The sequence below is a fragment of the Aeromonas sp. 3P genome, assembly GCF_051919745.1.
Lineage (GTDB): Bacteria > Pseudomonadota > Gammaproteobacteria > Enterobacterales > Aeromonadaceae > Aeromonas > Aeromonas veronii.
On sequence record NZ_JBQBED010000001.1, the window covers coordinates 3,400,072 to 3,424,220 of the forward strand.

23 protein-coding genes and 1 pseudogene are annotated in these 24,149 nt (G+C 61.7%); 6 read left to right on the plus strand and 18 right to left on the minus strand.

What is annotated here, in order from left to right; genetic code table 11:
- Nucleotides 1–32: 32 nt before the first annotated feature.
- The 7 genes from menE to ACTG19_RS15775 are packed head-to-tail and all read right to left on the minus strand — an operon-like array spanning nucleotide 33 to nucleotide 7,220.
- On the minus strand, nucleotides 33–1,460 hold the full coding sequence (menE, locus tag ACTG19_RS15745; protein WP_201989993.1) for an o-succinylbenzoate--CoA ligase: 1,428 nt from the start codon (nucleotides 1,458–1,460) through the stop codon (nucleotides 33–35).
- Complete coding sequence (gene menC / locus ACTG19_RS15750) at nucleotides 1,453–2,382, minus strand: o-succinylbenzoate synthase (protein ID WP_005335937.1); 930 nt, start codon at nucleotides 2,380–2,382, stop codon at nucleotides 1,453–1,455. Before menC ends, menE begins: the two co-directional genes overlap by 8 nt.
- Nucleotides 2,382–3,242: a 1,4-dihydroxy-2-naphthoyl-CoA synthase gene (gene menB / locus ACTG19_RS15755; RefSeq protein ID WP_021231674.1), complete on the minus strand. Its 861-nt coding sequence runs from the start codon at nucleotides 3,240–3,242 to the stop codon at nucleotides 2,382–2,384. Before menB ends, menC begins: the two co-directional genes overlap by 1 nt.
- A complete protein-coding gene (locus ACTG19_RS15760; protein ID WP_265177483.1) occupies nucleotides 3,239–3,361 on the minus strand; it encodes a hypothetical protein in 123 nt (40 codons plus the stop codon). The genes menB and ACTG19_RS15760 overlap by 4 nt, the downstream gene beginning before the upstream one ends.
- Nucleotides 3,354–4,151, minus strand: coding sequence for a 2-succinyl-6-hydroxy-2,4-cyclohexadiene-1-carboxylate synthase (menH, locus tag ACTG19_RS15765; RefSeq protein WP_439989252.1), 798 nt, complete (start codon nucleotides 4,149–4,151; stop codon nucleotides 3,354–3,356). Before menH ends, ACTG19_RS15760 begins: the two co-directional genes overlap by 8 nt.
- Nucleotides 4,111–5,868, minus strand: coding sequence for a 2-succinyl-5-enolpyruvyl-6-hydroxy-3-cyclohexene-1-carboxylic-acid synthase (gene menD, locus ACTG19_RS15770; protein ID WP_439989253.1), 1,758 nt, complete (start codon nucleotides 5,866–5,868; stop codon nucleotides 4,111–4,113). The genes menH and menD overlap by 41 nt, the downstream gene beginning before the upstream one ends.
- A gap of 32 nt (nucleotides 5,869–5,900) precedes the next feature.
- Entirely contained in the window at nucleotides 5,901–7,220 is a 1,320-nt protein-coding gene (locus tag ACTG19_RS15775; protein ID WP_113739887.1) for an isochorismate synthase, read from the minus strand.
- A gap of 208 nt (nucleotides 7,221–7,428) precedes the next feature.
- Here ACTG19_RS15775 and ACTG19_RS15780 point away from each other — a divergent pair, with 208 nt between their 5' ends.
- Together ACTG19_RS15780 and ACTG19_RS15785 are read left to right on the plus strand one after the other, a co-directional pair.
- Nucleotides 7,429–8,334 (plus strand): 1,4-dihydroxy-2-naphthoate polyprenyltransferase, encoded by a 906-nt coding sequence (locus ACTG19_RS15780; protein WP_162628413.1) that lies wholly within the window; start codon nucleotides 7,429–7,431, stop codon nucleotides 8,332–8,334.
- A gap of 106 nt (nucleotides 8,335–8,440) precedes the next feature.
- Nucleotides 8,441–8,656 (plus strand): DUF6500 family protein, encoded by a 216-nt coding sequence (locus ACTG19_RS15785; RefSeq protein ID WP_005363132.1) that lies wholly within the window; start codon nucleotides 8,441–8,443, stop codon nucleotides 8,654–8,656.
- A gap of 70 nt (nucleotides 8,657–8,726) precedes the next feature.
- Here ACTG19_RS15785 and ACTG19_RS15790 read toward each other — a convergent pair.
- Nucleotides 8,727–10,119: pseudogene (locus ACTG19_RS15790) on the minus strand (PepSY-associated TM helix domain-containing protein).
- A 268-nt stretch (nucleotides 10,120–10,387) separates the two neighbouring features.
- Here ACTG19_RS15790 and ACTG19_RS15795 point away from each other — a divergent pair.
- Nucleotides 10,388–10,795: a hypothetical protein gene (locus ACTG19_RS15795; RefSeq protein WP_439989254.1), complete on the plus strand. Its 408-nt coding sequence runs from the start codon at nucleotides 10,388–10,390 to the stop codon at nucleotides 10,793–10,795.
- A gap of 27 nt (nucleotides 10,796–10,822) precedes the next feature.
- Here the strand turns inward: ACTG19_RS15795 and ACTG19_RS15800 are convergent, their stop codons facing one another.
- Both ACTG19_RS15800 and dbpA read right to left on the minus strand, forming a co-directional pair.
- Nucleotides 10,823–11,113, minus strand: coding sequence for a YkgJ family cysteine cluster protein (locus ACTG19_RS15800; RefSeq protein ID WP_113739883.1), 291 nt, complete (start codon nucleotides 11,111–11,113; stop codon nucleotides 10,823–10,825).
- Nucleotides 11,114–11,202: 89 nt separating this feature from the next.
- Nucleotides 11,203–12,582 (minus strand): ATP-dependent RNA helicase DbpA, encoded by a 1,380-nt coding sequence (gene dbpA / locus ACTG19_RS15805; protein ID WP_040067082.1) that lies wholly within the window; start codon nucleotides 12,580–12,582, stop codon nucleotides 11,203–11,205.
- Between the two features lie 543 nt (nucleotides 12,583–13,125).
- Between dbpA and ACTG19_RS15810 the strand changes: the two genes are divergently transcribed.
- Nucleotides 13,126–14,331, plus strand: coding sequence for a NupC/NupG family nucleoside CNT transporter (locus ACTG19_RS15810; RefSeq protein WP_005363118.1), 1,206 nt, complete (start codon nucleotides 13,126–13,128; stop codon nucleotides 14,329–14,331).
- Nucleotides 14,332–14,395: 64 nt separating this feature from the next.
- Here ACTG19_RS15810 and ACTG19_RS15815 read toward each other — a convergent pair whose 3' ends face one another.
- Entirely contained in the window at nucleotides 14,396–14,896 is a 501-nt protein-coding gene (locus tag ACTG19_RS15815; RefSeq protein WP_439989607.1) for a metal-dependent hydrolase, read from the minus strand.
- A gap of 125 nt (nucleotides 14,897–15,021) precedes the next feature.
- Nucleotides 15,022–15,471, minus strand: a complete 450-nt coding sequence (locus ACTG19_RS15820) for a YaiI/YqxD family protein (protein ID WP_005335916.1) — start codon at nucleotides 15,469–15,471, stop codon at nucleotides 15,022–15,024.
- A gap of 139 nt (nucleotides 15,472–15,610) precedes the next feature.
- Between ACTG19_RS15820 and zntB the strand changes: the two genes are divergently transcribed.
- Nucleotides 15,611–16,576: a zinc transporter ZntB gene (gene zntB / locus ACTG19_RS15825; RefSeq protein WP_005341467.1), complete on the plus strand. Its 966-nt coding sequence runs from the start codon at nucleotides 15,611–15,613 to the stop codon at nucleotides 16,574–16,576.
- A 13-nt stretch (nucleotides 16,577–16,589) separates the two neighbouring features.
- Nucleotides 16,590–17,102: a mechanosensitive ion channel domain-containing protein gene (locus ACTG19_RS15830; protein ID WP_005354921.1), complete on the plus strand. Its 513-nt coding sequence runs from the start codon at nucleotides 16,590–16,592 to the stop codon at nucleotides 17,100–17,102.
- 60 nt (nucleotides 17,103–17,162) lie between these two features.
- Here ACTG19_RS15830 and ACTG19_RS15835 read toward each other — a convergent pair whose 3' ends face one another.
- The 6 genes from ACTG19_RS15835 to ACTG19_RS15860 form a co-directional block, all read right to left on the minus strand.
- Nucleotides 17,163–17,411, minus strand: a complete 249-nt coding sequence (locus tag ACTG19_RS15835; RefSeq protein WP_005363113.1) for a hypothetical protein — start codon at nucleotides 17,409–17,411, stop codon at nucleotides 17,163–17,165.
- 64 nt (nucleotides 17,412–17,475) lie between these two features.
- Complete coding sequence (locus ACTG19_RS15840) at nucleotides 17,476–18,048, minus strand: DNA-J related domain-containing protein (protein WP_047436908.1); 573 nt, start codon at nucleotides 18,046–18,048, stop codon at nucleotides 17,476–17,478.
- Complete coding sequence (locus ACTG19_RS15845) at nucleotides 18,045–19,832, minus strand: cation:proton antiporter (RefSeq protein ID WP_257686730.1); 1,788 nt, start codon at nucleotides 19,830–19,832, stop codon at nucleotides 18,045–18,047. The genes ACTG19_RS15840 and ACTG19_RS15845 overlap by 4 nt, the downstream gene beginning before the upstream one ends.
- A gap of 190 nt (nucleotides 19,833–20,022) precedes the next feature.
- Nucleotides 20,023–20,544, minus strand: a complete 522-nt coding sequence (locus ACTG19_RS15850) for an MltR family transcriptional regulator (protein WP_247823521.1) — start codon at nucleotides 20,542–20,544, stop codon at nucleotides 20,023–20,025.
- Between the two features lie 133 nt (nucleotides 20,545–20,677).
- Nucleotides 20,678–21,823 carry a mannitol-1-phosphate 5-dehydrogenase gene (locus ACTG19_RS15855; RefSeq protein WP_257686731.1) on the minus strand — a complete coding sequence of 382 codons (1,146 nt, stop codon included), beginning with the start codon at nucleotides 21,821–21,823 and terminating at the stop codon, nucleotides 20,678–20,680.
- A gap of 37 nt (nucleotides 21,824–21,860) precedes the next feature.
- Entirely contained in the window at nucleotides 21,861–23,783 is a 1,923-nt protein-coding gene (locus ACTG19_RS15860) for a PTS mannitol transporter subunit IICBA (protein WP_257686732.1), read from the minus strand.
- Nucleotides 23,784–24,149 lie beyond the last annotated feature (366 nt).

A 24,149-nucleotide genomic window follows, 5' to 3' on the forward strand; every position in this document is an offset into this window, starting at 1 on the left:
TCAAAGAAGATCGGTAAATTGTGAGTCCGATCTCATTCAGCTTGTCGTGCCCGAGTGGTTTGTTGTCGGGCTACCTTGCCCAGCAGTTGGCGAGAGGGCTTGAGATTGCCGCCAAGATCGGGCCAGGGGAGCCAGTGGTCGGGGACCATAAAGCCGGGCAGGGCGCTACGGATCCAGGCTGCCAGTTCGGGGTAGGGCACCGGCTCGCCGTGCCAGTCGATAAAGGCGGCGGGGCGTTGCCCCCACTCGTCGCTCGGCACCGGCACCACCAGCGCCTGGGCGACAGCGGGATGATCTACCAGTCGCTGCTCGATGGTTTCGGGCTGGATGTTTTCGCCACCTGAGATAAAGAGGTTATCGAGCCGTCCCTCTACCAGCAGTTCCCCTGCCGCAGTGAACCTCCCCTTGTCGCGGGTATGAAACCAGCCCTCGTCATCGAGGGGTCGTTCCAGCTCGCCATCTCGGTAGTAACCGGCAAACAGGGTGGCGCCGCGCACGCAGATCTCCTGCTCCCTGATGCACACTTCCCGTCCCGGTAGCGGTTTGCCAACTACGCCTGCATCGCCGGGGATAGCGGTGCAGACCTGGCTCCCCATCTCGGAGAGACCATAACTCACCTTGGGTTCGAGCCCCATGGCGCAGAGGCGGCTCACCAGCGGCTGCGGGATGGCGGCGCCACCGAGCAGCAGCTCGCGCAGGCGGGTACGGGTGGGATCAAAGCCCTCTGCCAGCAGGCGCCAGAGTTGGGTAGGTACCAGAGACAAGTGAGTGATGGGTTGGCACTCCAGCCGCTCCTTGAGGGGGCGTTCACGTTGATCCAGTACCAGAGTCGCACCCGCCAGAAAGACCCGAAACAGGATGGCGTAGCCGCCCACATGGAACAGTGGCAGGGAGAGCAGCCAGCCGCAGGTCTCATCGAGGGGAATGAGGGTGGCAGAGCCGCGTGCCGAGGCAAGGTGGTTGCAGAGCCGGTGCGCCACCGCTTTCTGCGTACCGCTGGAGCCGGAGGTGAGGATCATGTTGTTGAGCTGAGTCGATTCCAGCGGCCACGCTTCCTCGCTTGCCGGCAGTTCGCGCGTGAAGTCGAGCTGCAAGGGCTGCCAGTTGTCTGCCGGGATCTCCCCTGCCGACCAGAAGGCATCGGCATCGAGTTGCACCGCCAGCTCGCGCTGCTTTTCGAGAGGAAAGGCGGGGTTGAGCGGGCAGAACACCACGCCGCTGCGTACGCAGGCCCACGCCAGCAGCACATCTTCCAGCGCACCGCGCACCACCGCCGCCAGATGAGCGCCACGACGCACTCCGGCTTGTTCCAGCTGTTGGCACAGGCTGTTGAGGCGAGCATCGAGCTGGCGATAACTGAGAGGCGAGGCGGTGTGGATGGCAATGCGGTTCGGGGCTGTGATTGCCCGGTGGCGTACCGGGCAAGGCGTCTGTTCGGGTGAACGGGAGGGGTCAATCACGGTAATACAGTTGCTCCAGTCGGCTCAGATCCGGTTTGCCATCTTCCCCCAGCAGATTGCCTGCCATCCAGCGGCGGGTATCCAGACCCGGCGCCTGTTCCGGCGCCCATTCGCCCGCCAGATGAAACAGCTGGTTCAGGCCCAGATCCGATTCGAAGCAGGAGGAGATGATCACCTTGAGCCGCAGTTCGCGGGCGCGGGCGATCAGCGCTTCGCAGTTGGCGAGTGAACCGAGCAGGGTAGGCTTGAGCACCAGCGCGCGCAGTTGCGGGATCGGCTCCCACGGCTTGCCTTGTGCCAGCAGTTCGTCCAGCGCCACCGGCATGCCGGTGCGGTTGGCGACAAAGGCGATATCGGCAAAGTCGGCGCAAGGGTCTTCCAGATACTCGATACGATTCGGGTCGAGGTGGCCGCAGAAGGTCCACGCCTCCTCGCGAGTCCAGCCCTGGTTGGCATCCAGCACCAGCTTGAGGGAGGGGAGGCGATCGCACAGCAGGCGGATCAGCGCCAGCTCGTCACGCATCGGGTAGCGCGCCACCTTAAGCTTGGCCTTGCCGGGCGTGCGGTGCAGCCACTCTTTCCAGTTGCGCAGCAGCTCCTGGGGGGAGCCTTGAATGAGGGGATAGGGCTCCGGCAGCGGGTTGCGCTGCTCGGGCCATGTCCGGCGCGCGCAGTCGAGGCCAAATTGCACCGACGGCAGCACGGGGTTCGGGGTGTCGCCGGCGGCCAAGGCTGCCAGCGTGGCAAGGGCTTCTGCCTCTGCCTGTTGCAGGCTCTCTTTCGAGAAGCCGGGCAGGGGGGCAATTTCCCCCCAGCCGTCGTTGATGCGCACCAACAGCCCCTCTCGCGCCACCTCCACCTTGCCGTGAAAGGTCAGTGGCTGGGTAAAAGGCAGTTGATAGCGATACAGGGCTAGTGTCATCAGGGGTTCCGCTTGTATTTGGAGAAGTCGGGGCGACGCTTTTCATTGAAAGCGTTGCGGCCTTCCTGACCCTCTTCGGTCATGTAGAAGAGCATGGTGGCATTGCCCGCCAGCTCCTGCAAGCCCGCCTGACCATCACAGTCAGCGTTGAGGGCGGCTTTCAGGCAACGCAGCGCCATCGGGCTGTTTTGCAGCATTTCACGGCACCAGCGCACGGTTTCGCGCTCCAGTTCTGCCAGCGGCACGACGGTGTTGACCAGACCCATGTCGAGGGCTTGCTGGGCATCGTACATGCGGCAGAGGAACCAGATTTCGCGGGCCTTCTTCTGGCCGACGATACGAGCCATGTAGGAAGCACCCCAACCGCCGTCGAAAGAGCCTACTTTCGGGCCGGTCTGGCCAAACTGGGCGTTGTCGGCGGCGATGGTCAGGTCACACATCATGTGCAGCACGTGGCCGCCACCGACTGCGTAACCGGCCACCATGGCAACAACAGGTTTCGGGCAGGTGCGGATGTCGCGCTGGAAGTCGAGCACGTTGAGGTGGTGAGTCCCCTCATCATCCCGGTATCCACCGTAGTCGCCACGGATCTTCTGGTCGCCGCCGGCGCAGAAGGCTTTCTCGCCAAAACCGGTCAGGATGATGGTACCGACCTGATCGTCATAACGGGCATCGGCCAGTGCCTGCAGCATCTCTTTGACGGTGCGGGGGCGGAAGGCGTTGCGCACCTGGGGACGGTTGATGGTGATCTTGGCAATGCCATCGTTGGACTTGTGATAGAGGATGTCCTCGTAACCGGCGGAGCAATCCTGCCACTCAACAGGAGCGTACAGTTCCGCTTCCGTCATTGCTTCAATCATGGTTTTTTTCCTTCTGATCTGGGAGAGTGCAGTTGAGCACCGAGTTGAACACTGAGTTGAGCAATCCCGGCATGTTGAACGGGTGCATACAGTTCAGCTTCCGTCATTGCTTCAATCATGACTCGTCTCTTCTTGTTGGTTGACCCACTCCGCGAGGAGTCGGGCAAAGTTATCAGGCTGATGGGCGTGCAGATTATGGCCGCCATCCAGCACCAAGTGGTTGATTCTGCGATCCTGGTTTGCCAGCTGGCAAGCCAGCTGATGGAATTTGTGATCCCGCTTGCCACTCACATAAGTAACCGGCAGCTGGCTCGCCATGAGCCAGGGGGCGAGATCCGGCTGCTTGCCTAGCGAGGTGGCGCGCAGCATGGTGGCGATGCCCTGACCGTCGTTGCCAAGGCGGCGGGCGATCTGGCTGGCCCGGGCCGCATCGTCAAGATCGGCAAACACCCCTTGCCGGTACCAGTCTGCAAGCACGTCAGCCAGGGGCTCATGCTCAAAGCGCTGCGCCCACTGTTCATCGTGCTGGATGCGGGCGGCCCGTTCACTGGCCGGTAGTCCCGGGTTGCAGTTCTCCAGCAGCAGCCCCTGCAGCCCGGCGGGCTCGCGGCTGGCGTGATAGAGGGCCAGTCGCCCACCCAGCGAGTAACCCGCCAGCAGATAGCGTTCAAGGTTGCGGCTGGCCAGCTCGGCGACCAGCCACTGGTGGCTCTGCTCAAAGTCGTTGACGTTGAGAGCGCTATGCTGACCATGACCCGGCAGATCGAGGGTGATGCATCGGATGGCGGGCAGCCGGTCGATCACCGGTTGCCAGTCGCCGCTATCCCCCAGCAGGCCGTGCAGTAGCACCAGTGGTACATTGGCATCTTTATTTGCCACGGATGGCGGCCCCCAGCGCCTTGAGATCATCGGCCACCTGCTCGCTCGGTACCCGGATCTCGATCAAGGTAACGCCATGTTGGAGGGCGGCGCTGTAATCGCGTTCGAACTCAGGCAGGGTGGTCGGCGCCCGATAGGCGAGACCAAACATGGCGGCAGCATGTTCAAAACTGAGGCCGTGGGGCAGCCGGTAGTAGCTCTCCAGCAGCTCCCCTTCGGTGGGCACCGGCAACATACGAAAGATGCTGCCGCCATCGTTGTTGAGCAGGATCACCACCAGCGGTCGACTCGCCTTGCTGAGCAGGGCGAGGCTGTTGAGGTCGTGCAGGGCGCTGAGATCCCCAAGCAGCAGGGTGGTGGGCTCATCACTGTCCTGCTCGATTGATTGGGCAAAACCGTAGGCGGTGGCGATCAGGCCATCGATGCCGGAGGCGCCGCGGTTGGTCATCACCCGGCTCGGCCCCTTGCCCGTTTCGCCGAGCATATCCATCAGTCGGGCTGGCATGCTGTTGCCGACAAACAGTTGCCCTTCGATCAGGCGGTTGAGGCGATGGCAGACCCCGAGCTCGGAGAAGTGCTCGCAGGCGGCGGTGATCTGCTGGCTGGCGTTATGTTGCAGCTCTGCCAATGTGTGCCAAGGGGCTTGTGTGGTGACCGGATGGGCCGCAGCAAAGGCGCTGGCACTGCAGAGCAGCCGGTTGCGCAGCCGGTAGTCGGGATCTAGCCGCGCCGGTTGCGGATCCACCAGCCAGTAATCCTGCCATGAATGGTGTTTTATGAACTGGCCAAGCCGCTTGGAGACAAGCCGCGCGCCAAATTGCAGCAGCACCTCGGCGCGGCCCAGCTCGGCGACGAATTCAGGGTCGTTGAGCGCCATATCCATATGGATGAGGTTGCGGCTATCGAAGCGGATCTGGCTCTGCAGGTCTGCCAGTAGCGGCCAGCCGAGTAGTTCTGCCAGTGTGGCGACGGCCTGTGCCTGATTCGGGTCTGTAATGCGGCCAGCTACAACGATGCCGCGCTGTTGTCGAAAGGTTTCCCACTCCGCCTGAGGAGGGCAAGTCGGTTCGCTCTGTTGCCACGGACTCCAGGGTGTCTGCGAGTTGAGCCAGTCACCGAGGGGGGCCAGATAGTCGGAGAAATCCTGATAGTGCTCGCCCGGGTAGAGGGGCTCGGGGTACATGCAGTTGAAGTGCACCACCCCGGGGGTGAGCACCTGCTTGGCCAAGGCTTGGTCCACCGAACTCAGCACAAACGCCGCCGGAATGGTCGGGGTGGGGCTCGGCAGGTTCTGCTGATAGACGGGGTAGCGGCCGAAGATCCCCTGCTGGTCGATCGCCTGATTGGCGCCGTTGTCGATAAGCTCGTGAGGGCGATCGGCGGAGAGAATAATCAGCGGCACGCCGGTGAGCTGGGCCTCTGCCACGGCGGGCCAGAGGTTGGCTACCGCGGTGCCCGAGGTCATGATCACCGCCACCGGCCGGTTGCTCCCCTTGGCCAGCCCGAGCGCCATAAAGCCGAGGCCGCGCTCGTCAAAGTGCAGGTGACGACGAAAGCCCTGATGGGCCGCGGCCGCCATGGTCAGCGGCGCAGAGCGGGAGCCGGGGGCCAGCGCGATGTCGCGCACCCCGAGGCGAAAGAGCTCCTCCAGCAAGAGGGAGGACCAGACGTGGTTGAAGGTGGCGTGCTGGTTCGAAAACGGGGGGCAGGCAAACTCTTCGCTGGCAGGCTCTTTACGGGTGGGCATAGGGGCTCTCGTAGCGTGAAAAGGGTGAATGACTATCCCAGCAGGGAGAGCACATTGGCGATCTTGTTGTCGAGCTCGGCCCACTCGGCGACAGGCTCGGAACCGGCGACAATGCCGGCACCGGCAAACAGGGTGACGCTGCCCGGCTGAATGCGGGCGCTGCGAATGGCGACCGAGAACTCCGAGGTCTCCCGGCTCAGCATGCCGCAAGCACCGGCGTACCAGCCCCGATTATAGGGTTCGAACTCGCGGATAAAGGCGAGCGCCGCTTCGCGCGGGGCACCGCCCACCGCAGGAGTCGGATGAAGGGCGTCGAGCAGGTGCCAGTCGCAGACCCCAGGTTTGAGCTCGGCTTCGATATCGCACTTGAGGTGCTGCAGCAGCCGCAGTTTGAGAATGCGCGGCTCGGTCAGGGTGGCATCGTGGGTCAGTGGCGCCAGACGGCTGAGGATGTCGGCATGTACCAGCCGGTTCTCCAGCCGGTTCTTGCTGTCGGCCAGCAGCTCGGCAGCCAGTTGGGCATCCACCTCTTCATCGCCGGAGCGGCGGATGGTGCCCGCCAGCGCCTCAGTAAAGAGGTGGCGATCTTCCCGGCGGTAGAGCCGCTCGGGGGAGCAGGCGATAAAGGCCTGCTCGGGGGAGAATTGAAAACCGAAGTGGAAGCAGTCCTGGGCGTGGCGGGCCCACTGGTCGAGCATGGCCCAGGGATTGATATCCGCATCATGGTTCGGACTGGTCAGCAGGCTCTCCCGCGACAGCACCACCTTGGGAGTGTGGGCCTGAAAATCGGGGGCAGTGACGCGCTCAACCAGCGTCTGCCACTGGGCGGGGCCGGGGCAATCCTGTCGCTGCCAAGGCTGCTTTTGCAGGGCGGGCAGCGGGGCTTCCGGGCGCAGGGCATCGAGGGCGGCGTCGGCCGCCTGCAGTTCGGCCTCGAGATTGTTTTCATCCAGCCAGAGGTTGAGGCAGAGACTGACGCACTCGCCACGGCGCACCAGCTCGATGCGGGGCAGCACGAAACGGCAGGGGCCAAACCCTTGCCAGCCGGACTGGGCCGGATCGAACGCCAGACCGCCATAGTAGCGGGGGCTGTCATCATGGGGCTCTGCCGTGTTGCTGCACACCTGACGGATATCTTCCGGCGCAGTCAGCTCCTGAATGGCGCCCAGCGCGACATATTCGGGGCTGCTCTGGCCACGGGCATGCCAATAGATACGCGGATAGAGGGTTTGCGCCGCGAGCCAGCCCAGAAAAGAGCGGATCTCGAACGTCACGCGCAGCCGCACGAAGCCGCTGGCCTTGCTGTGACGCAGGGCGTCCAGTTGTTGCTTGATATGGGTCTGAGCCAACATGGATTCTTTTCTGAGCCGGGTAGTAACGAGCGATCCGGTAGCTGGATGCCGTAGGTTTATGCCAAAGGGCGATGATTTCCTATATATTATCTGCCCATTCGTCCATGTAAATCGCCCGCGGGAGCTTCACTCTCCGGGGCCAAGTATACCCAAATCCGGTTCGATAACCCTTAACACGATCAATATCCGATTGTTTGGCCATCACAAAATGACAAATACCTTCTCTGTTTGGTTGCTGGCGGCGCGTTTGCGAACATTGCCGCTCGCCTGCTCTTCCATCCTGCTGGGCTCGGGGCTGGCTGCCAGTCGTGGTGCCTTCGATGGCGCCATCATGGCGCTCTCCCTGCTGACCGCCATCCTGCTGCAGATCCTCTCCAATCTGGCCAACGATTACGGCGATGCGGTCTCCGGCGCCGACAACGGCGAGCGGATCGGTCCGCAGCGGGCGGTGGTCTCCGGTCTTATCACCAAAAAGCAGATGTGCGTGGCGATGGGGCTGACCGCACTGGCGGCGGTGGCCAGTGGCCTGCTGTTGCTGGGCTGTGCCTTCGGCGGCCAGTGGCTGCAGATTTTGGCATTTGTGGTGCTGGGTGGCGCGGCCATCGTCGCGGCGGTGACCTACACCGTCGGCAAGACCCCTTACGGCTATCGCGGGTTTGGCGATATCTCTGTGTTCCTCTTCTTCGGCCTGCTCGGGGTGCTCGGCTCCTACTACCTCTTCACCAAGACGCTGGAGTGGGATCTGCTATTGCCTGCCACCGCCTGTGGCCTGCTGGCCACCGCCGTGCTCAATATCAACAATGTGCGCGACATCGAGACCGACGCCGCCAGCGGCAAGATCACCCTGGCGGTGCGCCTTGGCCGCCATCGCGCCATCGCCTATCACTGGGTACTGCTGGGGGCAGCGCTGCTGGCGACCATCGCCTTTATCCTGATCCAGCCCGCCAGTTTCTGGCCGTGGATCTTCCTGCCCGCCATGAAGCCTCTCAGCGATGCGGCCAAGACTCTTCGCGAAAGCTACGATGGCGAGGTGCTGACCGGTTCCCTCAAGAAGACCGCCATCAGCGCGTTTCTGTTCAGCCTGCTGCTCTCCATCGGGTTGGCGCTCTCCTGATGAACGACCGGCTTGTTGTTATGTGAAACGGGCTCCCGAGGCGGGAGCCCTTTTTGTGTGCCGATGCTACGCGTTGGTACTGAATCAGTCAGACAGGAAGACTGCCATGCGTGCATCACTCAAACAGAAAATCATTCAGGTATGCCAGCAGAAAATCGCCCAGAAGGGGGAGACGGTCGGGCTCTCCTTTTATGCTTTTTTTGCCAATCGCAATGACGATCCCGAGTTGTTGATGGAGGCGGCGACCTGGTGGATCCGGACCCACAAGCTCGATCACTTCGAGAAGGCCAAGAAAATTCTCTTGTTGGTCGAGCAGGAGTGATAGTCGGCGGCCATGAAACAGAGAGGGCTCCCAAGCGGGAGCCCTCTATGCTGGTTAATGATGTTATCGACTAGCTGGCGCGTGCCACCCTGAGAGGGCGGCGGGAGAAAATCAGGGTATCCAGCAGCCAGATGGCGACCATGGAGGCGCCCACCAGCGGGAAGGCGATCCCCAGCAGGATCAGCAGGGCGATGGCACCACGCATCGGCGGCAATTTGGCGGGCAATGGCGGCGCGGCGAGACGCCCTTGCGGGCGGCGGCACCACCAGATCCAGAGGCCGCTCACGGCGCTGGCCAGCACCATCAGGCAAATAAGCAGCATGGCGAGCTGATGGGGCCAGCCGTAGAGCTTGCCCATGTGCAGCATGACGCCGCTCTCCACCGTTTTGGCGACCGGGCCGTAATCCTGCCAGCGCACATCGGCCAGCACCTTGCCGCTGTATTGATCGATATGCAGGGTGGCGTCGTTGCGCGGATCGTCGGCAAACAGGGCGATGGTGTAGACGCAGGTGGCGCCGACCGGCGGTGTGATGCTGTAACCCGGTTGGACTCCCCGTTCATTAGCGATCTCGACCACCCGTTGCAGCGCAATGTGCTGGCTCGCCATCACCACTCCCTCGTGCTCGCCGTGGTTCATGGCACCGTGATCGTGCCCCTCATCGACCGGCTGCGAGCTGGGCATGGGGGTGTTCTCCACCGCCCAAGGGACGGTCTGCTCATGGGCCTGATTCAGGGTGCGGGCCAGCGGCGCCGATTTGGGCACCTCGTTCCACATGGCGGCCGGGAAGCGGTTCCAGACCGCGGCGAACTGATCGCCCCAGAAACCGGTCCAGGTCATGCCGCTCAACAGCAACAGCAGCAGGAAACCTGCGCCCCAGAAGCCGACCACGGCGTGCAGATCGCGCCACCAGAGGCGGCCACGCTGGCTCACTCTGGGCCAGAGAATACCGCCCACGCCAGGCCCCTTGCGCGGCCACCAGAGATAGAGTACGCTCAGCAGCAACACTATCCCCCAGCCGGCAGCCAGCTCGATCAGCCTATCTCCGGTGGTACCGAGCAGTAGCTCGGCGTGCAGAGCGCGAGCGACTGCCTGCAGATTCCACTTGTTATCCATGGTGCCGAGCAGGGCGCCGCTGGCGGGATCCATAAACAGAGTCAGCTCCTGTTCACCCCGATTGACGATGAACTGAGCGCTCAGGTCGGGAGCGGCAGGCGGCAGGTACTTACGCAGGCTGGCATCGGGCATGGTCATCATCGCCTTGGCCAGTAGCTGGTCGGCACTCAGGGTCTGGCTGGCGGGGGTGACCTTCATCAGCTCGGGGTACATCAGGTTGTCGAGCTGGGGTTTGAAGATAGACGATCCCGGTCAGTGACAGCAGGATCAGGAAAGGTGCGACAAAGAGACCGGCGTAGAAGTGCCAGCGCCAGATCCGTTGGTAATGACTCGAGTCCCTGTTTTTCATTGCACATCCTTGTTGAGGTGCCAAACCTTTCGGCTGGTGGAATGTTTGTGGCGGCGCGGATGATAGCAGTAACGTTTCGTTAACTGCAATCGCACATCTTGAGACCGATTCAGTGCGGGATGTGGGTAACATGAGGTGCCGACGGTTTGCTGGATAGGATGACCACGCTTTGGGGAAAGCCTGTTTGCTGCTGGACTTTTCCTTATAAATTATTACCTTGTGGTAACAATTTGCAGGCGATGGTGGTGGTAACGGAATGGGAGCAGTCATGCAGCCACATGGGCAATTCGACATGGAGCGCAGGGGCCAGATGCTGATCTGCCGCCCGAGTGGCCCCTTCAATTTGGCAGGTGCCATGGCCTATGAGGCGCGATTTCGTCACGAACTGGCCGGTCTGATGGATGGCCCCTGGGGGATTGTCGAGGTCGCAACCGAGTTTGAAGCGGCCGGGCCCGAGGTGCTGGCCTGTTTTCGTCGCCAGTTTGGCTGGTGTGCCGAGAGTGGCTGTCAGTTTCTGGCGGTGGTTTTCGTAGGGGGCTTCAAGCGCTATCTGGCGGATAACATCTTCAAGGGATTGCCCTTTCGGGCGGTACGTTACTTCGAGCAGGAGGCAGCGGCCATCCAGTGGCTGGGGGAGCAGCTCAACACCGCTCCCTGTGAACCTGCGAGCGCTTGACGACCCCGAATTCTGGTTGGCTCGGGTTTACTCCAGCTTGATAAACCACTTGTCCCGCTCGTCAACGCAGTCGGGTTCACCCATTTCGAATTCACGGCAGATCAGCGGTCGCACCTCGTAGATACGGCACATCATGGTGTTGCGGTCGAGGGCGGCGCACCAGCCATCGTCCAGCCGGCGCATGACCGGTATCTCGCCATCCCGTTCCAGTACATAACGGTCCGGCACGCCGGTATCGGTAAAGAGCATCACCTCGAGGCGGCAGCAGCAGGCTTCGCAGTTCTGGCAGCTCACTTCGGTTTGGATTGCTTGGGTCATGGTGCCTGTCTTGCCGCATGGCGGCATTGGAGATATGAAACAGGCGCCTGTCAGGCGCCTGTGGTCTGGCTAACGGCTTGCAAAGAACCTTAGCCCAGTTTGCGGGCGCGGTAGCTGCGACCCTTGATCTTGCCTTCCTGCAACCGCTTGAGGGCGGCGCTCGCCACGCTGCGCTTCACGGCGACGTAGGAGTACTGCTCGGAGATCTGGATCTTGCCGACGTCGGCGCCGGCAATGCCGCCTTCGCCCGTCAGGGCACCCAGAATGTCACCGGCCCGCACCTTGGTCTTGCGACCTGCATCGATGGAGAGGGTCACCATCTGCGGGGCGATCGGCTTGATGTCGCGGCCGATGCTGTCGAGATCACCCAGCGGCATCGGAGCCTGCTGGTACTCTTCGATAAAGTTGACGCGCTGGGCCTCGTTCGGCTGATAGAGACTCAGAGCCAGACCCTGCTGGCCGGCACGACCGGTACGACCGATGCGGTGCACGTGCACTTCCGGATCATAGGTCAGCTCGTAGTTGATGACGGCGCCCAGCTCCTTGATGTCGAGGCCGCGGGCCGCCACATCGGTGGCCACCAGAATGGTGGCACTGCCGTTGGCAAAGCGCACCAGCACCTGATCCCGCTCGCGCTGTTCCAGATCGCCATTCAGCGCCAGCGCCGAGAAGCCCTTGGCGGCCAGATGGTCGGCTACGTCGTTACAGGCGCGCTTGGTGTTGCAGAACACCACGCAGGAGCTGGGCTGGTAGTAGCTCAGCAGCCAGGTGAGGGCGTCGAGGCGCTGACCGGCAGGCACTTCGTAGAGCTTCTGTTCGATGGCGCTCCCCTCGTGCAGGGACTCCACGCTCACCTCGACCGGATTGCGCTGCACGCCGCGGCTCATCTGGGCGATCCCTTCCGGATAGGTCGCGGAGAAGAGCAGGGTCTGGCGCTGCTGGGGGGCATAGCTGATGACCCGGTTGATATCTTCGCCAAAGCCCATGTCCAGCATGCGATCCGCTTCATCCAGCACCAGCGTCTTGAGGCCGGATAGCTCCAGCGTGCCTTGCTCCAGATGCTTGAGAATACGACCCGGGGTGCCGACGGCAATGTGGGCACCAAAGCTCAGGGTGGCGGACTGCGGTGCGGTCGGGGTGCCGCCGCACAGGGTCACCAGCTTGACGTTGGGCAGGGCGCGCGCCAGACGACGGATCTCCTGAGCCACCTGGTCCGCCAGTTCGCGGGTCGGGCAGAGCACCAGCGCCTGCACTTCGAGGCGGTTGACGTTGAGCTTGGCCAGCAGGCCGAGGCCGAAGGCGGCGGTCTTGCCGCTGCCGGTTTTTGCCTTGGCGATCAGGTCTTTGCCATCGAGCACCAGGGGCAGGCTCTGGGCCTGGATCGGGGTCATCTGCAGGTAACCCAGGCTGGTGAGGTTCTCTTGCAGGGCGGGGGAGAGATTGAGGCTGCTAAATTCGCTGTTGTTCACAAAAGGACTCTATTTCGGAGAAAACGGGGATGCGCTAGCGCTAAGGCCGCGCATCATACCAGAATGTGGCACCGGATGTGGCGGATTTTTGAACGGCTGGTCACGAGGGGCCATGAAAGGTTCATTTGTTGCCAAACCGATCGCGGACGATCACCGACAATGCGATAAGGACTATTTTTCAAACACTCATCTAATTATTTATCATGGATAAACGTTTTCTATTTTCAGTATTTTAATATAATGACTGGAAAATATTCTGCGAGCAGTTACTGCGCCACAGGAAATGTTGCGAAAATGCTGATGAAATATTTTCAAAGAACATGAAAACGGCGCAAACCTTGCTCAGCATGATGTTTTTAAAGGAATTTATATTTTCCATGTTGCGCGATTAATATCAGTTCATTGCACAATTAATTTAAAAACGTTTGTATTATCCTGCCTCCATAATATTGCGCGGGATTGTGATGGCTATCTGATTTTTAAATGTGCAAATGTCTATGATGGCGCCGGTCAAAAATTACAATTTACTCAGGTGCTACAGGTATGGAATACGTTCACTTTGTGCTCGGACTGGTGATGGTCCTCGCTCTCTCTCTGCTGGCTAACCGCCACAACTGGAAACAGATCAAGCTGCGTTATATCGGCCAACTGCTGGTGGTCGAACTGGCGCTGGCCTGGTTCATGCTGAACTCCGAAGTGGGTCTGGCGGTGGTGGGGGGCTTTGCCGCCGGCTTCACCAAGCTGATGGAGTTTGCCAAACAGGGTACCGACTTCGTGTTCGGTGGTCTGGTCAACGAAGGGGCCTTCTCCTTCTTCCTGATGGTGCTGATGCCCATCGTCTTCATCTCCGTGCTGATCGGTATTCTGCAGTACATCCGCCTGCTGCCGCTGGTGATCCGCGGTATCGGTACCGTGCTGGCCAAGATCAATGGCATGGGCAAGCTGGAGTCTTTCAACGCCATCAGCTCGATGATCGTCGGTCAGTCCGAGAACTTCATTGCCCTCAAGAACATCCTGCCGCACCTGAACGAGAAGCAGATGTACACCCTGGCGGCGACGGCGATGTCTACCGTCTCCATGTCCATCGTCGGTGCCTACATGCAGCTGATCGAGCCGCGCTATGTGGTTGCCGCGCTGGTGCTCAACATGTTCAGTACCTTCGTGGTGCTGTCGCTGATCAACCCCTACGAGCCGGATAACTCCGTGACCGACATCAAGGCCATTGCCGAAGGTGACGAGCACCACACGCCGAAGAAAGAGAACTTCTTCGAGATGCTGGGCGAGTACATCATGGCCGGTTTCACCGTTGCCGTGATCGTGGGTGCCATGCTGGTGGGCTTCATCGCTCTGATCGCCCTCATCAACTACCTGTTCGAGATGGCATTTGGCGTGAACTTCCAGTTCGTCATGGGCTACCTCTTCTACCCGATCGCCTGGATCCTGGGCATCCCGAGTGGTGAAGCGCTGCAAGCTGGCTCCATCATGGCGACCAAGCTGGTGACCAACGAGTTTGTGGCGATGATGGATCTGGGCAAGGTGGCTGCCGAGCTCTCTCCGCGCACCGTCGGTATCCTCTCCATCTTCATGGTCTCCTTCGCCAACTTCAGCTCCATCGGCATCATCGCCGGTGCGGTAAAAGCGCTGAACGAAGAGAAGGGCAACATGGTTTCCCGCTTCGGTCTGAAGCTGGTCTACGGTTCTACCCTGGTCAGCCTGCTCTCTGCTGTTATCGCAGGCATCATGATCTGATCCTCTAGTGGTTCGCACCACGGCTTGGGCCCCTGACCTCGTCAGGGGCTTTTTTGTTTCTGGCTTACAGCTGCCAGCCGCACCACCAGCCGGCAACCAGCAGGGTGAGGGTGCAAAAGCCGGTTTCGATGGCACCGCCGCTGCGCAGCGGCCAGCCTGGCAGGCGGTAACGGCGTTTGATGGGCCAGAAGAGCGGAATGCCCGCCGGGGTGAGCCAGTCCCCCAGCAGATGGCTGAGGTAGCCGACGAGCAGGGCATCCTTGACCCCCATGGGCAGGGTGCCCGGCGGCAGGCTCTGGTTCAGCCCCCAGACGGCAGCGGCGACTGCCAGCAGACTGTGGGTGAAGCCGCGATGGCCGAACAGCCGCGACAGAGGTTTCGAGATCCACGGCAGGCGCTGCCCCAGCACCGATTTGGGGTGGTCGAGGTCGGGCAACAGGGCGCTGGCCAGCGCGGCAGGGATGGTCTGCCACAGGCTGGCATCGGCCAGCGCCGGAGTGAGCTGCAGTTTATGGGCGATCAGGGTGCAGGTAACGGAGAAGAGCAGGTGCCCTTGGGCGGTCATGATGATTACGGCGTGGACAAGATGGCGGCGCATCTTACCAGCCTGACGGTTGTGGTCAGCTCTTATTTTAAAAATCAGGATGTTACGGCGAAAAAGCGCCCATGTTGGGCGCCTTTAGGGTCTCTTTACAGCTTGCCTTTGACCAGCCACTTGTCGAGGGCGTTGGCGAAGCGCTGTTTGTCGGCAGCATTGAAGGGGGCCGGGCCGCCGGTCTGCACGCCAGCCGAGCGCAGCTCTTCCATAAAGTTGCGCATGCCGAGCCGCGCCTTGATGGTCTCGCGGGTGTAGATCTCGCCGCGGGGATTGAGCGCCTCGCCACCGGCATCGATCACCCAGGAGGCGAGAGGGATGTCGCCGGTGATCACCAGATCGCCGGGTTGAACCTGCTGGGCGATGACATGATCTGCCACATCGAATCCCTTCTCCACCTGCTGGGTTTTGATGAAAGGCGAGGGGGGCACCCGTAACCCCTGATTGGCCACCAGGGTGGTGACGACCTGGGCGCGGTGGGCGGCGCGGTAGAGGATCTCCTTGACCGGAATGGGGCAGGCATCGGCATCAACCCAGATGGGCATGGCATGGTTTCCTGTAGTTAAAGCGGATGGAAAACGAGAGCGGGCATGTTAACACAAGCCTCCCTTCCCGGCGCGGGGCTGAGTCGGCCCCGCCTTTGGTGTAAGCTGGGGCCAGCATATGAAACGAGAAGGAGACGAGATGGATCGGGTGCCCGGTGAAGTGATTTATGCCCTGACTCTGGATGGCAAGGGTGGCATGGCGCCGCTGACGGCGGGAAGCGAAGTCCCGGCGGCGCATCCCGGCTGGCTGCATCTGGATTACGGCAATCCCGATTCGGCGCGCTGGCTGTTGCAGACCCCCTTGCTCAGCGAGGCGGCCAGGGAGTCGCTGCTCGGCCAGAGCAATCGTCCCAAGCTGGTGCGGATGGGGGAGACGGTGCTGCTGATCCTGCGCGGCATCAACCACAACAAGGATCACAGGCCCGAAGAGATGGTGGCGCTGCGCATCTTCATCACCCCGGATCTCATCATCAGCAGCCGTCGTCGTCCGCTGCTCTCCGAGCAGGATGTGTTCAACCAGCTCAAGCTGGGGGGCGGCGCCGATACCCCGGCCGACTGGCTGGTGGAGATCTGCGATGCCCTGACCGATCGGGCGGGGGAGTTTGTCGAGGAGCTGCACGACAAGATCCTCGATCTGGAGGAGATGGTGCTGATGCGCGACATGCCCGCCAATGGCCGCTTGGCGCTGATCCGCAAGCAGCTCATCATGATCCGCCGCTACCTTTCCCCCCAGCGGGATCTGGTGGCACGGCTGGCCAACGAGAAGATCAGCTGGCTGGATGAGGATGACCGCCGTCGTCTGCTCGATATCGCCGACCGGCTGCGGCGCTGGCTCGATGACCTCGATGCCGGGGTGGCTCGCACCGCCGTGCTGGCAGACGAGATCAACAATCTGATGGCAGAGGCGACCAACCGCCGCGCCTACCAGATGTCGGTGATGGCGCTGCTCTTTTTACCTGCCAGCTTCCTGACCGGTCTGTTTGGCATCAACCTCGGCGGTATCCCCGGTGCCGAGAATCCGACCGCCTTCTGGGTCTTCTGCGGATCCTTGGTGGCGCTGGCAAGCGGGCTGGCTATCTGGCTCAAGCATCGGCGCTGGTGGTAAGGAGGCATAACCCATGTGGCAATCAATTGGTCTGACCCTGCTGCTGTTGCTGGGGCATACCCTGATCCGGCGGCTTATTCACAAGAGTCTGCTGGCGCTCGGCCAGAGCAGGCAGGTGAGCGAGAACCGGGTGCTCTACGTGGCCCATGTGTTCCACTTCCTGCTCGGCTGCGCCACCCTGCTGGTGCTGGCCGGGGTGTGGGGGCTCGACTTCTCCCGACTGGTGGTGCTCGCCTCCTCCTTCTTTGCAGTATTGGGGGTCGCCATGGTCGCCCAGTGGTCGATCCTCTCCAACATCACCGCCAGCATCACCATCTTCTTCGCCTTCCCCTACAAGATTGGCGACCGGATCCGCATCCTCGACAAAGATGATTCGGTCACCGGCGTCATCACCGAGATCGGCCTCTTCTATGTGCGGGTGCGTGATGACAACGGCGATCTGGTCACCTATCCGGCCAACCTGATCCTGCAAAAGCCGGTAAGAAAGCTGGAGGGCAAGGTGGCGGAACCGCTGCAACCGGAGTAGAAAGCAACCGGAATAACAAAAGGCTCCCTCGGGAGCCTTTTTACTGTGCGGTGGGTGGCGCTAGCGTTCGAAGAAGCGGTAGAGGTGCTCCACCTGAACCGGGCAGTCGGCCACCTGATGCAGATGTTCGCGGGCCTGCTCAACGGTGCCGAAACTGACCGGGCAGCCGAGGGTGTCGGTCAGCTCGTAGAGGGCGCCATCCTTGCCTCTGAATTCGATGAGCCAGCCGGGAATAGCCACATCGTGGAGTATTTCGGCCTCTTGCAGGATCTGTTGCTGATAGAGCTTACGAAGTTCACTGACTGTCATGATGCTCTCCTGTGGGGAATATCCAGCTCCAGTCTATGCCTGCCCTTTATATGCAGCAACGGGATCATCCCCGCAGGACCTCCCATGCCCAGCGGATGCGGACAAAAGTCTCGGCATTGCCGCCCCGATCCGGATGGTGCAGCAGTGCCAGCTCCCGCCAGCGGCGGCGGAGCGCCTCCTGACTTACCCCTTCATTCAACTCGAACAATGCCAGCGCCTCGGCTTTGTGCCCCTCACCGTCGTAAGCGCGCCAGAAGCGGTTGAGCAGGGCCTCCACTTCGGCACGGTCGGTCTGCCAGAACACCTGCCAGTCGAGATAGTAGCTACGCAGATTTTCGCCAAGGGCAAAGCCGTGGTTGGCCTCCAGGTTCCCAGCCAGCGGTTCGAGCCGGATATCCAGGGTGCTGATCACCAGCCACCAACCCTCTTCATAAAGCTCGGCCTGCAGCTGGTAGAGGGCGTTCATGATCAGGAAGTTGACCCGAAACAGCTGCAGCTGCTCGTCGTCGGCCAGCCGGGGGATCGCTCCCTGCTGGCGCAGAGCCGCCATCAGTTCATGCACCTTGTAGCTGCCCGCCGCCTGTTGCAGCAGCACCAGCAGAGGGGCGACCAGCGGATTGTGGTTGGCTTCGTTCATTCGGCGCCCTGCTCTCTGGGCGGCTGCAGGGCGATCAGCAGCTCACCCGCCTGCGGGGTGACGGGGCCGGTGACGATCCGGGGCTTGCCCTTGCCATCCATGATGAACAGCGGGATGGCGCCGGGATTGGCGGTCTGATACTGGGTCCAGTCGAATGCCTCGCTCAGGCGGGTAGCCTTGATCTGGCCGCCCCGGCTCAGCAGGCCGCTCAGCCGGGCATAGTTGATGTCGGGGCCGAACAGGTTCTGGCGAGCGCGAAAGGTGGCACTCTCCCGGTTGGCTTTGCCGTGCTGCTCGCTGGAGCGCAGGGAGTAGACCTGCTCCTCGCCGTAGAGGTGGGCAAAGTGCAGCACCCCGAGGGCGTTGTTGTGGCGGTTGGGGGAGAGTGCCAGCACGGTACTGATGCTGGTAAGCGGCAGGTGCAGCTCGGCATGTTCCGACTGGGGGTTGCCGAAATAGCAGGGGAGGTTGCTCATCCGCGCCTGTTTGCAGAACTCCCAGGCGGGATCGCAGAGCTGTACCGGCACCCCCTGATCTGCCAGCGCCTTGCCAATGGCCCGCGCCACCGAGTTGGCCCCTATGATGAGCCAGGTGTTGGGGGCGCTCTGGCGCATCTTGAGCAGGCTGGCCAGCGGTGCCGAGGTGAGGCTCTGCAACACCACGGTGGAGATGATCACCGCAAATACCAGCGGCACCAGCTTGTCGGCATCGGGGATCTCGGCCTGATGCAGGCTGATGGCAAACGAGGCACTGACTGCCGCCGCGACTATGCCGCGAGGGGCGATCCAGCTTAGCAGGGCGCGAGCTCGCCAGGAGAGATCCGAGCCCCAGGTCGAGACCAGAATACAGAGCGGGCGCGCCACAAACTGCACCACGCACAGCAGCGCCAGCACCATGGGGCCGAGCTGCCAGAGCTGTGCCAGATCGAGGCGGGCCGCCAGCAGGATAAACAGGCTGGAGATAAGGATGACCGCGAGATCCTCCTTGAATGCCAGCACCTCCTCCAGATCCAGCCCCTCCTGATTGGCGAGCCAGATGCCGAACACGGTCACTGCCAGCAGGCCGGACTCGTGGCTGAGCCAGTTGGAGAGGCTGAAGGTGACCAGCACCAGCGCCAGCACGCCGAACTTGTGCAGGCTGACCGGTAGCCAGTCCTTGCGAATGAGCAGGGTGGTGAGCCAGCCCGCCACTACGCCGATCAGAGAGCCGACCCCCACCGTTTTGGCCAGAGCCAGCAGGGTGTGGCCGATGAGATCTCCCTGACTGCCGAGGCGCACCGCCTCGAACACCAGCACCGCAAACAGGGCGCCGATGGGGTCGATGACGATCCCCTCCCAGCGCAGGATACGGTCCACCTCCCGGGTGGGGCGGATCACGTTGAGCATGGGGGCGATCACCGTCGGGCCCGTTACCACCAGTACCGCGCCGAGCATGGTGGCGACCCGCCAGTCCAGCCCCAGCAGGAAGTAACCGGCGCTGCCGATGACGGCGAAACTGACCAGCATGCCGGTGGAGCAGAGATTGCGCACCACCTTGCCGATCCCCTTGAGCTCGGCCAGATGGAGGGTCAGCGCCCCCTCGAACAGGATGATGGCCACCGACAGGGAGACCAGCGGAAACAGCAGATCCCCGAGCAGGGCATCGGGGTCGAGCAGGCCGCTGACCGGGCCCAGAGTCAGGCCGGTGAGCAGCAGAAACAGGATGGCGGGTACCCGCAGCGACCAGGCGAGCCATTGGGCCAGCACGGAGACCAGGGCGATCCCGGCCAGAGAGAGGGCAATCATGCAGACCTCGATTCAGGCAGTGAGTATGGAGCTAGTGTAGTGGCTAAGTTGGTCAGATTGACACCTGAAGGAGCGTGCGTCATGGCCGGGATGGGGAGATGTGCGACAGTCGGCGTCATGGTGGCTGGCTGTGGTGTGCAGGGCGCCAGCCAGACGCCAACCGTGGTGATGGGGTGGCCTTGGGGCTGGATTAGATGGGGCTCTCCTTGTGGAGCTCGCCGACACAGTTGGCCAGCGCCAGTACCAGTGCGGAGCGCACCATCTGATCGAGCCGGTTGAGCTGCATCTGGTAGAAGGCCCAATCCTCTTCGCTGGCGGGGGGCTCCAGCTTCATCATGCCGCCCTGATTGACCCCGTGCAGGCGGTCGAGCAGATCGCGGATCGGCTTGTCGCTGAAGCGGTAATCCTTGGGGTCGCGCACCAGAAAGTCGCGGATCTTGATATAGGCTTCGATATCCTGATAGCGCTCGAGTGAGATGAGGCCGAGGGCGAAGATGAGCTTGAGGCGCACCTCCAGCTGGCCGAGGGGGCCGCTCTGGTTGAGCAGGGGTTCGATGGCGTATTTGACGGCATACTCCTCCTGACGGAACGCGCGTCGCATCAGGGAGTCGACCGCCTCTTCCAGGATGGTCACGGCTTCGAGAAAGAAGCCGCGGGGGCCATCCTGCTCGTTCAGTCGTTCCAGTACTTCATCTTCCTGGTGTGTGGTCATAGGTGCATTGGGTCCAGCTGACAGGGAGAGAGTGGGCCTCTCTCCCGGTTTTTATCATATGGGGCACATTCCCTTGCCATTCAAGCGCTTGGCGCGCTATCAGTGGTGGCTGAATGCGCCGCAAGCAGGGTCATTACAGGGTTTCGTAACGGGCGACGATGGCGCGAACCACTTCGCTCTCTTCATCCAGTCCGGTGACGCGGGCCAGCGCTTTGGCCGGGCCAAGCTCCGCCAGCAGGGCTTGCAACTCCACTGCCTGCGGGTCATCGGCATTGCGATAGTGGAGCGCCGCGGCGATCCCCTCCTGCAACTGATCGCTCGGCAGGCCGTACTCCAGGGTGCCCAGTAGCGGCTTCACCAGTCGATCCCCCGCCGCCAGCTTGCGCAGCGGCTGACGACCGACCCGGTCAATCTCGTCCACCAGATAGGGGTTGGCGAAGCGGGAGAGGATCTTCTCGATGTAGGCGGCATGCAGGCGCGGGTCGAAGCCGTAGCGTTTCACCAGCACGGCACCGCTCTCCTCCATGGCGCGGCGCACCTTGCTGCGGATCACCGGATCCTCGATCGCCTCGCGCACTGTGCGGTAGCCCCGCAGCTTGCCGAGATAGGCGGTGACGATGTGGCCGGTGTTGAGGGTGAACAGCTTGCGCTCGACGAAGGCCATCAGGTTGTCGGTGGGTTCCATGCCCGCCACCTGCGGTAGCTCCCCCTTGAACTGGGTCTGGTCGACGATCCACTCGCTGAAGCTCTCGACCGTCACTTCCAGCGGGTCATCGTTGGCCGCCGCGGCGGGCGGCACGATGCGATCCACCGCCGAGTCGACGAAGCCGATGCAGGATTCGAGCGTGGCATGATACGCGACCGGCAGGTACTTGAGTACCTCCCGCTTGAGGTGGCTGGTGCCGCGCACCATGTTTTCGCAGGCGATGACGTTGAGCGGAGTCAGGTTGCCAGCATCGAAACGGGCTTGCAGCCCCTTGGCCAGGGTGCTGGCAATCTTGTCCAGAATGTTGGGGCCGACGGCGGTGGTGACCAGATCGGCGGTGATGATGCGGGCGATCACCTCGTGACCGGCGGAACTGACCGCTGCCACGTTGCGCACCACGTCCAGCTTCTGATCTGCCCCCACCACATGGACCTTGTACTCCTGACGGTGGTTGAGCTGGTCGATCAGGGTGTCGTTGACGTCGGCGAAGGTGACCTGATGGCTGGCATCCGCCAGCACTTTACCGATAAAGCCGCGACCGATGTTGCCAGCACCAAAATGCAATGTTTTCATGATATTAACCTCTTGAACCAAAGACGATGAAAGATGATTACGCAGCCTGTTCGGCACCCAGCAGATCCAGGAAGGCCTGGGGATCCGTGGTGCTGGCCAGCCGGTCGATGAGACCGGGTTCATCCAGTGCATTGGTCAGGCGGGTTATCACCTGCATGTGTTCGTCGTTGCGGGCGGCGATGCCGATCACCAGCCGCGCTACCTCATCGGCAGCCTCGCCAAAGGCGACCCCGGCCGGGTACTGGCAGATGACGATGCCGGTACGCTTCACAAACTCCTTGGCGGCGATGGTGCCGTGAGGCACGGCGATGGATTCGCCGAGGTAGGTGGAGACCAGCTGTTCACGCTCCAGCATGGCGTTGACGTAGTCGGGCGCCACGTAGCCGCGCTCGGCCAGCAGTCGGCCTGCGGTCAGGATGGCGGCCTCCTTGTTATCCGCTTTCAGTCCCAGATGCACGTCATGACGGCTCAGGGTAAAGACTTCGGCCGCTTGCGGTTCGTAGCTGTCGTCGTTGGCGGCCACCAGCAGCTGCGGGTTGGCGACATCGTCGTTGGCGGCTTGAGTCAGACTCTGTACCAGCTCCTGATAGAGGCCGTTGTCGAGGAAGTTGGTCAGTGAAATATGGTGGGCATGCGGCGCATGGCGACGGGCCCGCTCGGTCAAATCCTTGTGGGTGATGACCCAGTCTACCTGATCGTCGAGCTGATCGATGGCGCGGTTGGTGACGCTGATGTCGAGCCCGGCGGCCTGTACCCGCTTGCGCAGCATGCCGGCGCCCATGGCGCTGGAACCCATGCCCGCATCACAGGCCACCACAATATTGCGCACTGCCATCAGTTCTCCGCCCGGCTTCTTGGCCGCTGCGGTTTCGGGCTTGCTGCCCTTCATGGCTTTCATCTTGCGGGTGGCTTCACCGAGGGCATCGGCTTCGTCAGCTTCCGGCTGCTGGGCGCGGACGAACACGGCGGCGACTAGGAAGGAGACCAGAGTGGCGCTGATGATGGAGAGGGCGACCCCGATCAGGGAGGCTTTCGGCGTCATCAACAACACGGCGAAGATGGAACCCGGTGAGGCGGGGGAGACCAGACCTGCGTTGAACAGGGTCAGGGTGAAGACCCCGGTCATGCCACCGGCGATCACCGCCAGAATGAGGCGCGGGTTCATCAGCACGTACGGGAAGTAGATCTCGTGGATGCCGCCGAAGAAGTGAATGATTGAGGCGCCAGCCGCGGACTGCTTGGCCGCACCACGCCCGAACACCATGTAGGCCAGCAGCACACCCATGCCCGGGCCCGGGTTCGCTTCAATCAGGAAGAAGATGGAGCTGCCGTGCTCGGTCGCCTGCTGGATCCCCAGCGGCGAGAAGATGCCGTGGTTGATGGCGTTGTTGAGGAACAGGATCTTGGCCGGTTCGACGAAGATGGAGGTGAGCGGCAGCATGTGGTTTTCCACCAGGAAGCCGACGCCACCGGCCAGCAGACCGGAGAGCACCTTGACGAAGGGGCCAATCACAAAGAAGGCGAGGATGGCCAGCAGCATGCCGATAAGCCCGGCGGAGAAGTTGTTGACCAGCATCTCGAAGCCGCTTTTGACGCGACCGTCCATCTCCTTGTCGAAGCGCTTGATTGCCCAGCCACCGAGCGGGCCGACCATCATGGCGCCCATGAACATGGGGATATCGGTTCCCACGATGACACCCATGGTGGTGATGGCACCGACCACGCCGCCGCGCTCACCGCCCATCAGTTTGCCGCCGGTGTAGCCAATCAGCAGCGGCAGCAGGTAGGTGATCATGGGGCCGACCAGCTTGGCCAAGGTTTCATTGGGCAGCCAGCCGGTGGGGATGAAGAGGGCGGTGATAAAGCCCCAGGCGATAAAGGCGCCTATGTTGGGCATGACCATATTGGACAGGAAGCGTCCAAAATTCTGTATCTTGACTTTGGTATCCGGTGATAACATGTCGGGACCCCGTTTTAAGCCTGTTTGATTAAAAGTGGTAGTTCGGGATGGCCGGTTTTGCCGAACCGCCATCCCGGTCGTCTAAGCAACTTCAATCTACCAGCTTGATATCAAATTAGGCTGAAAACGGGGTGTCTTGTGATCCAGCTCTCAGATACCCAGCGGTACCCCCTCCATAACCAGTGATCCACATCACATACTCATGCTGTAATTCGGCTACATTTCGATCTTTTATGTTTTACGTGATTATTTTTTGTGATCTGTCTCACCAAAGTTGCTTTGTGGTCCTCTTGCTAAATAGTGATTGGTGTCACAAATCTGATTTTTGTATTCGAATGGGACAAGTAATTCAGTCACTCATCAGCG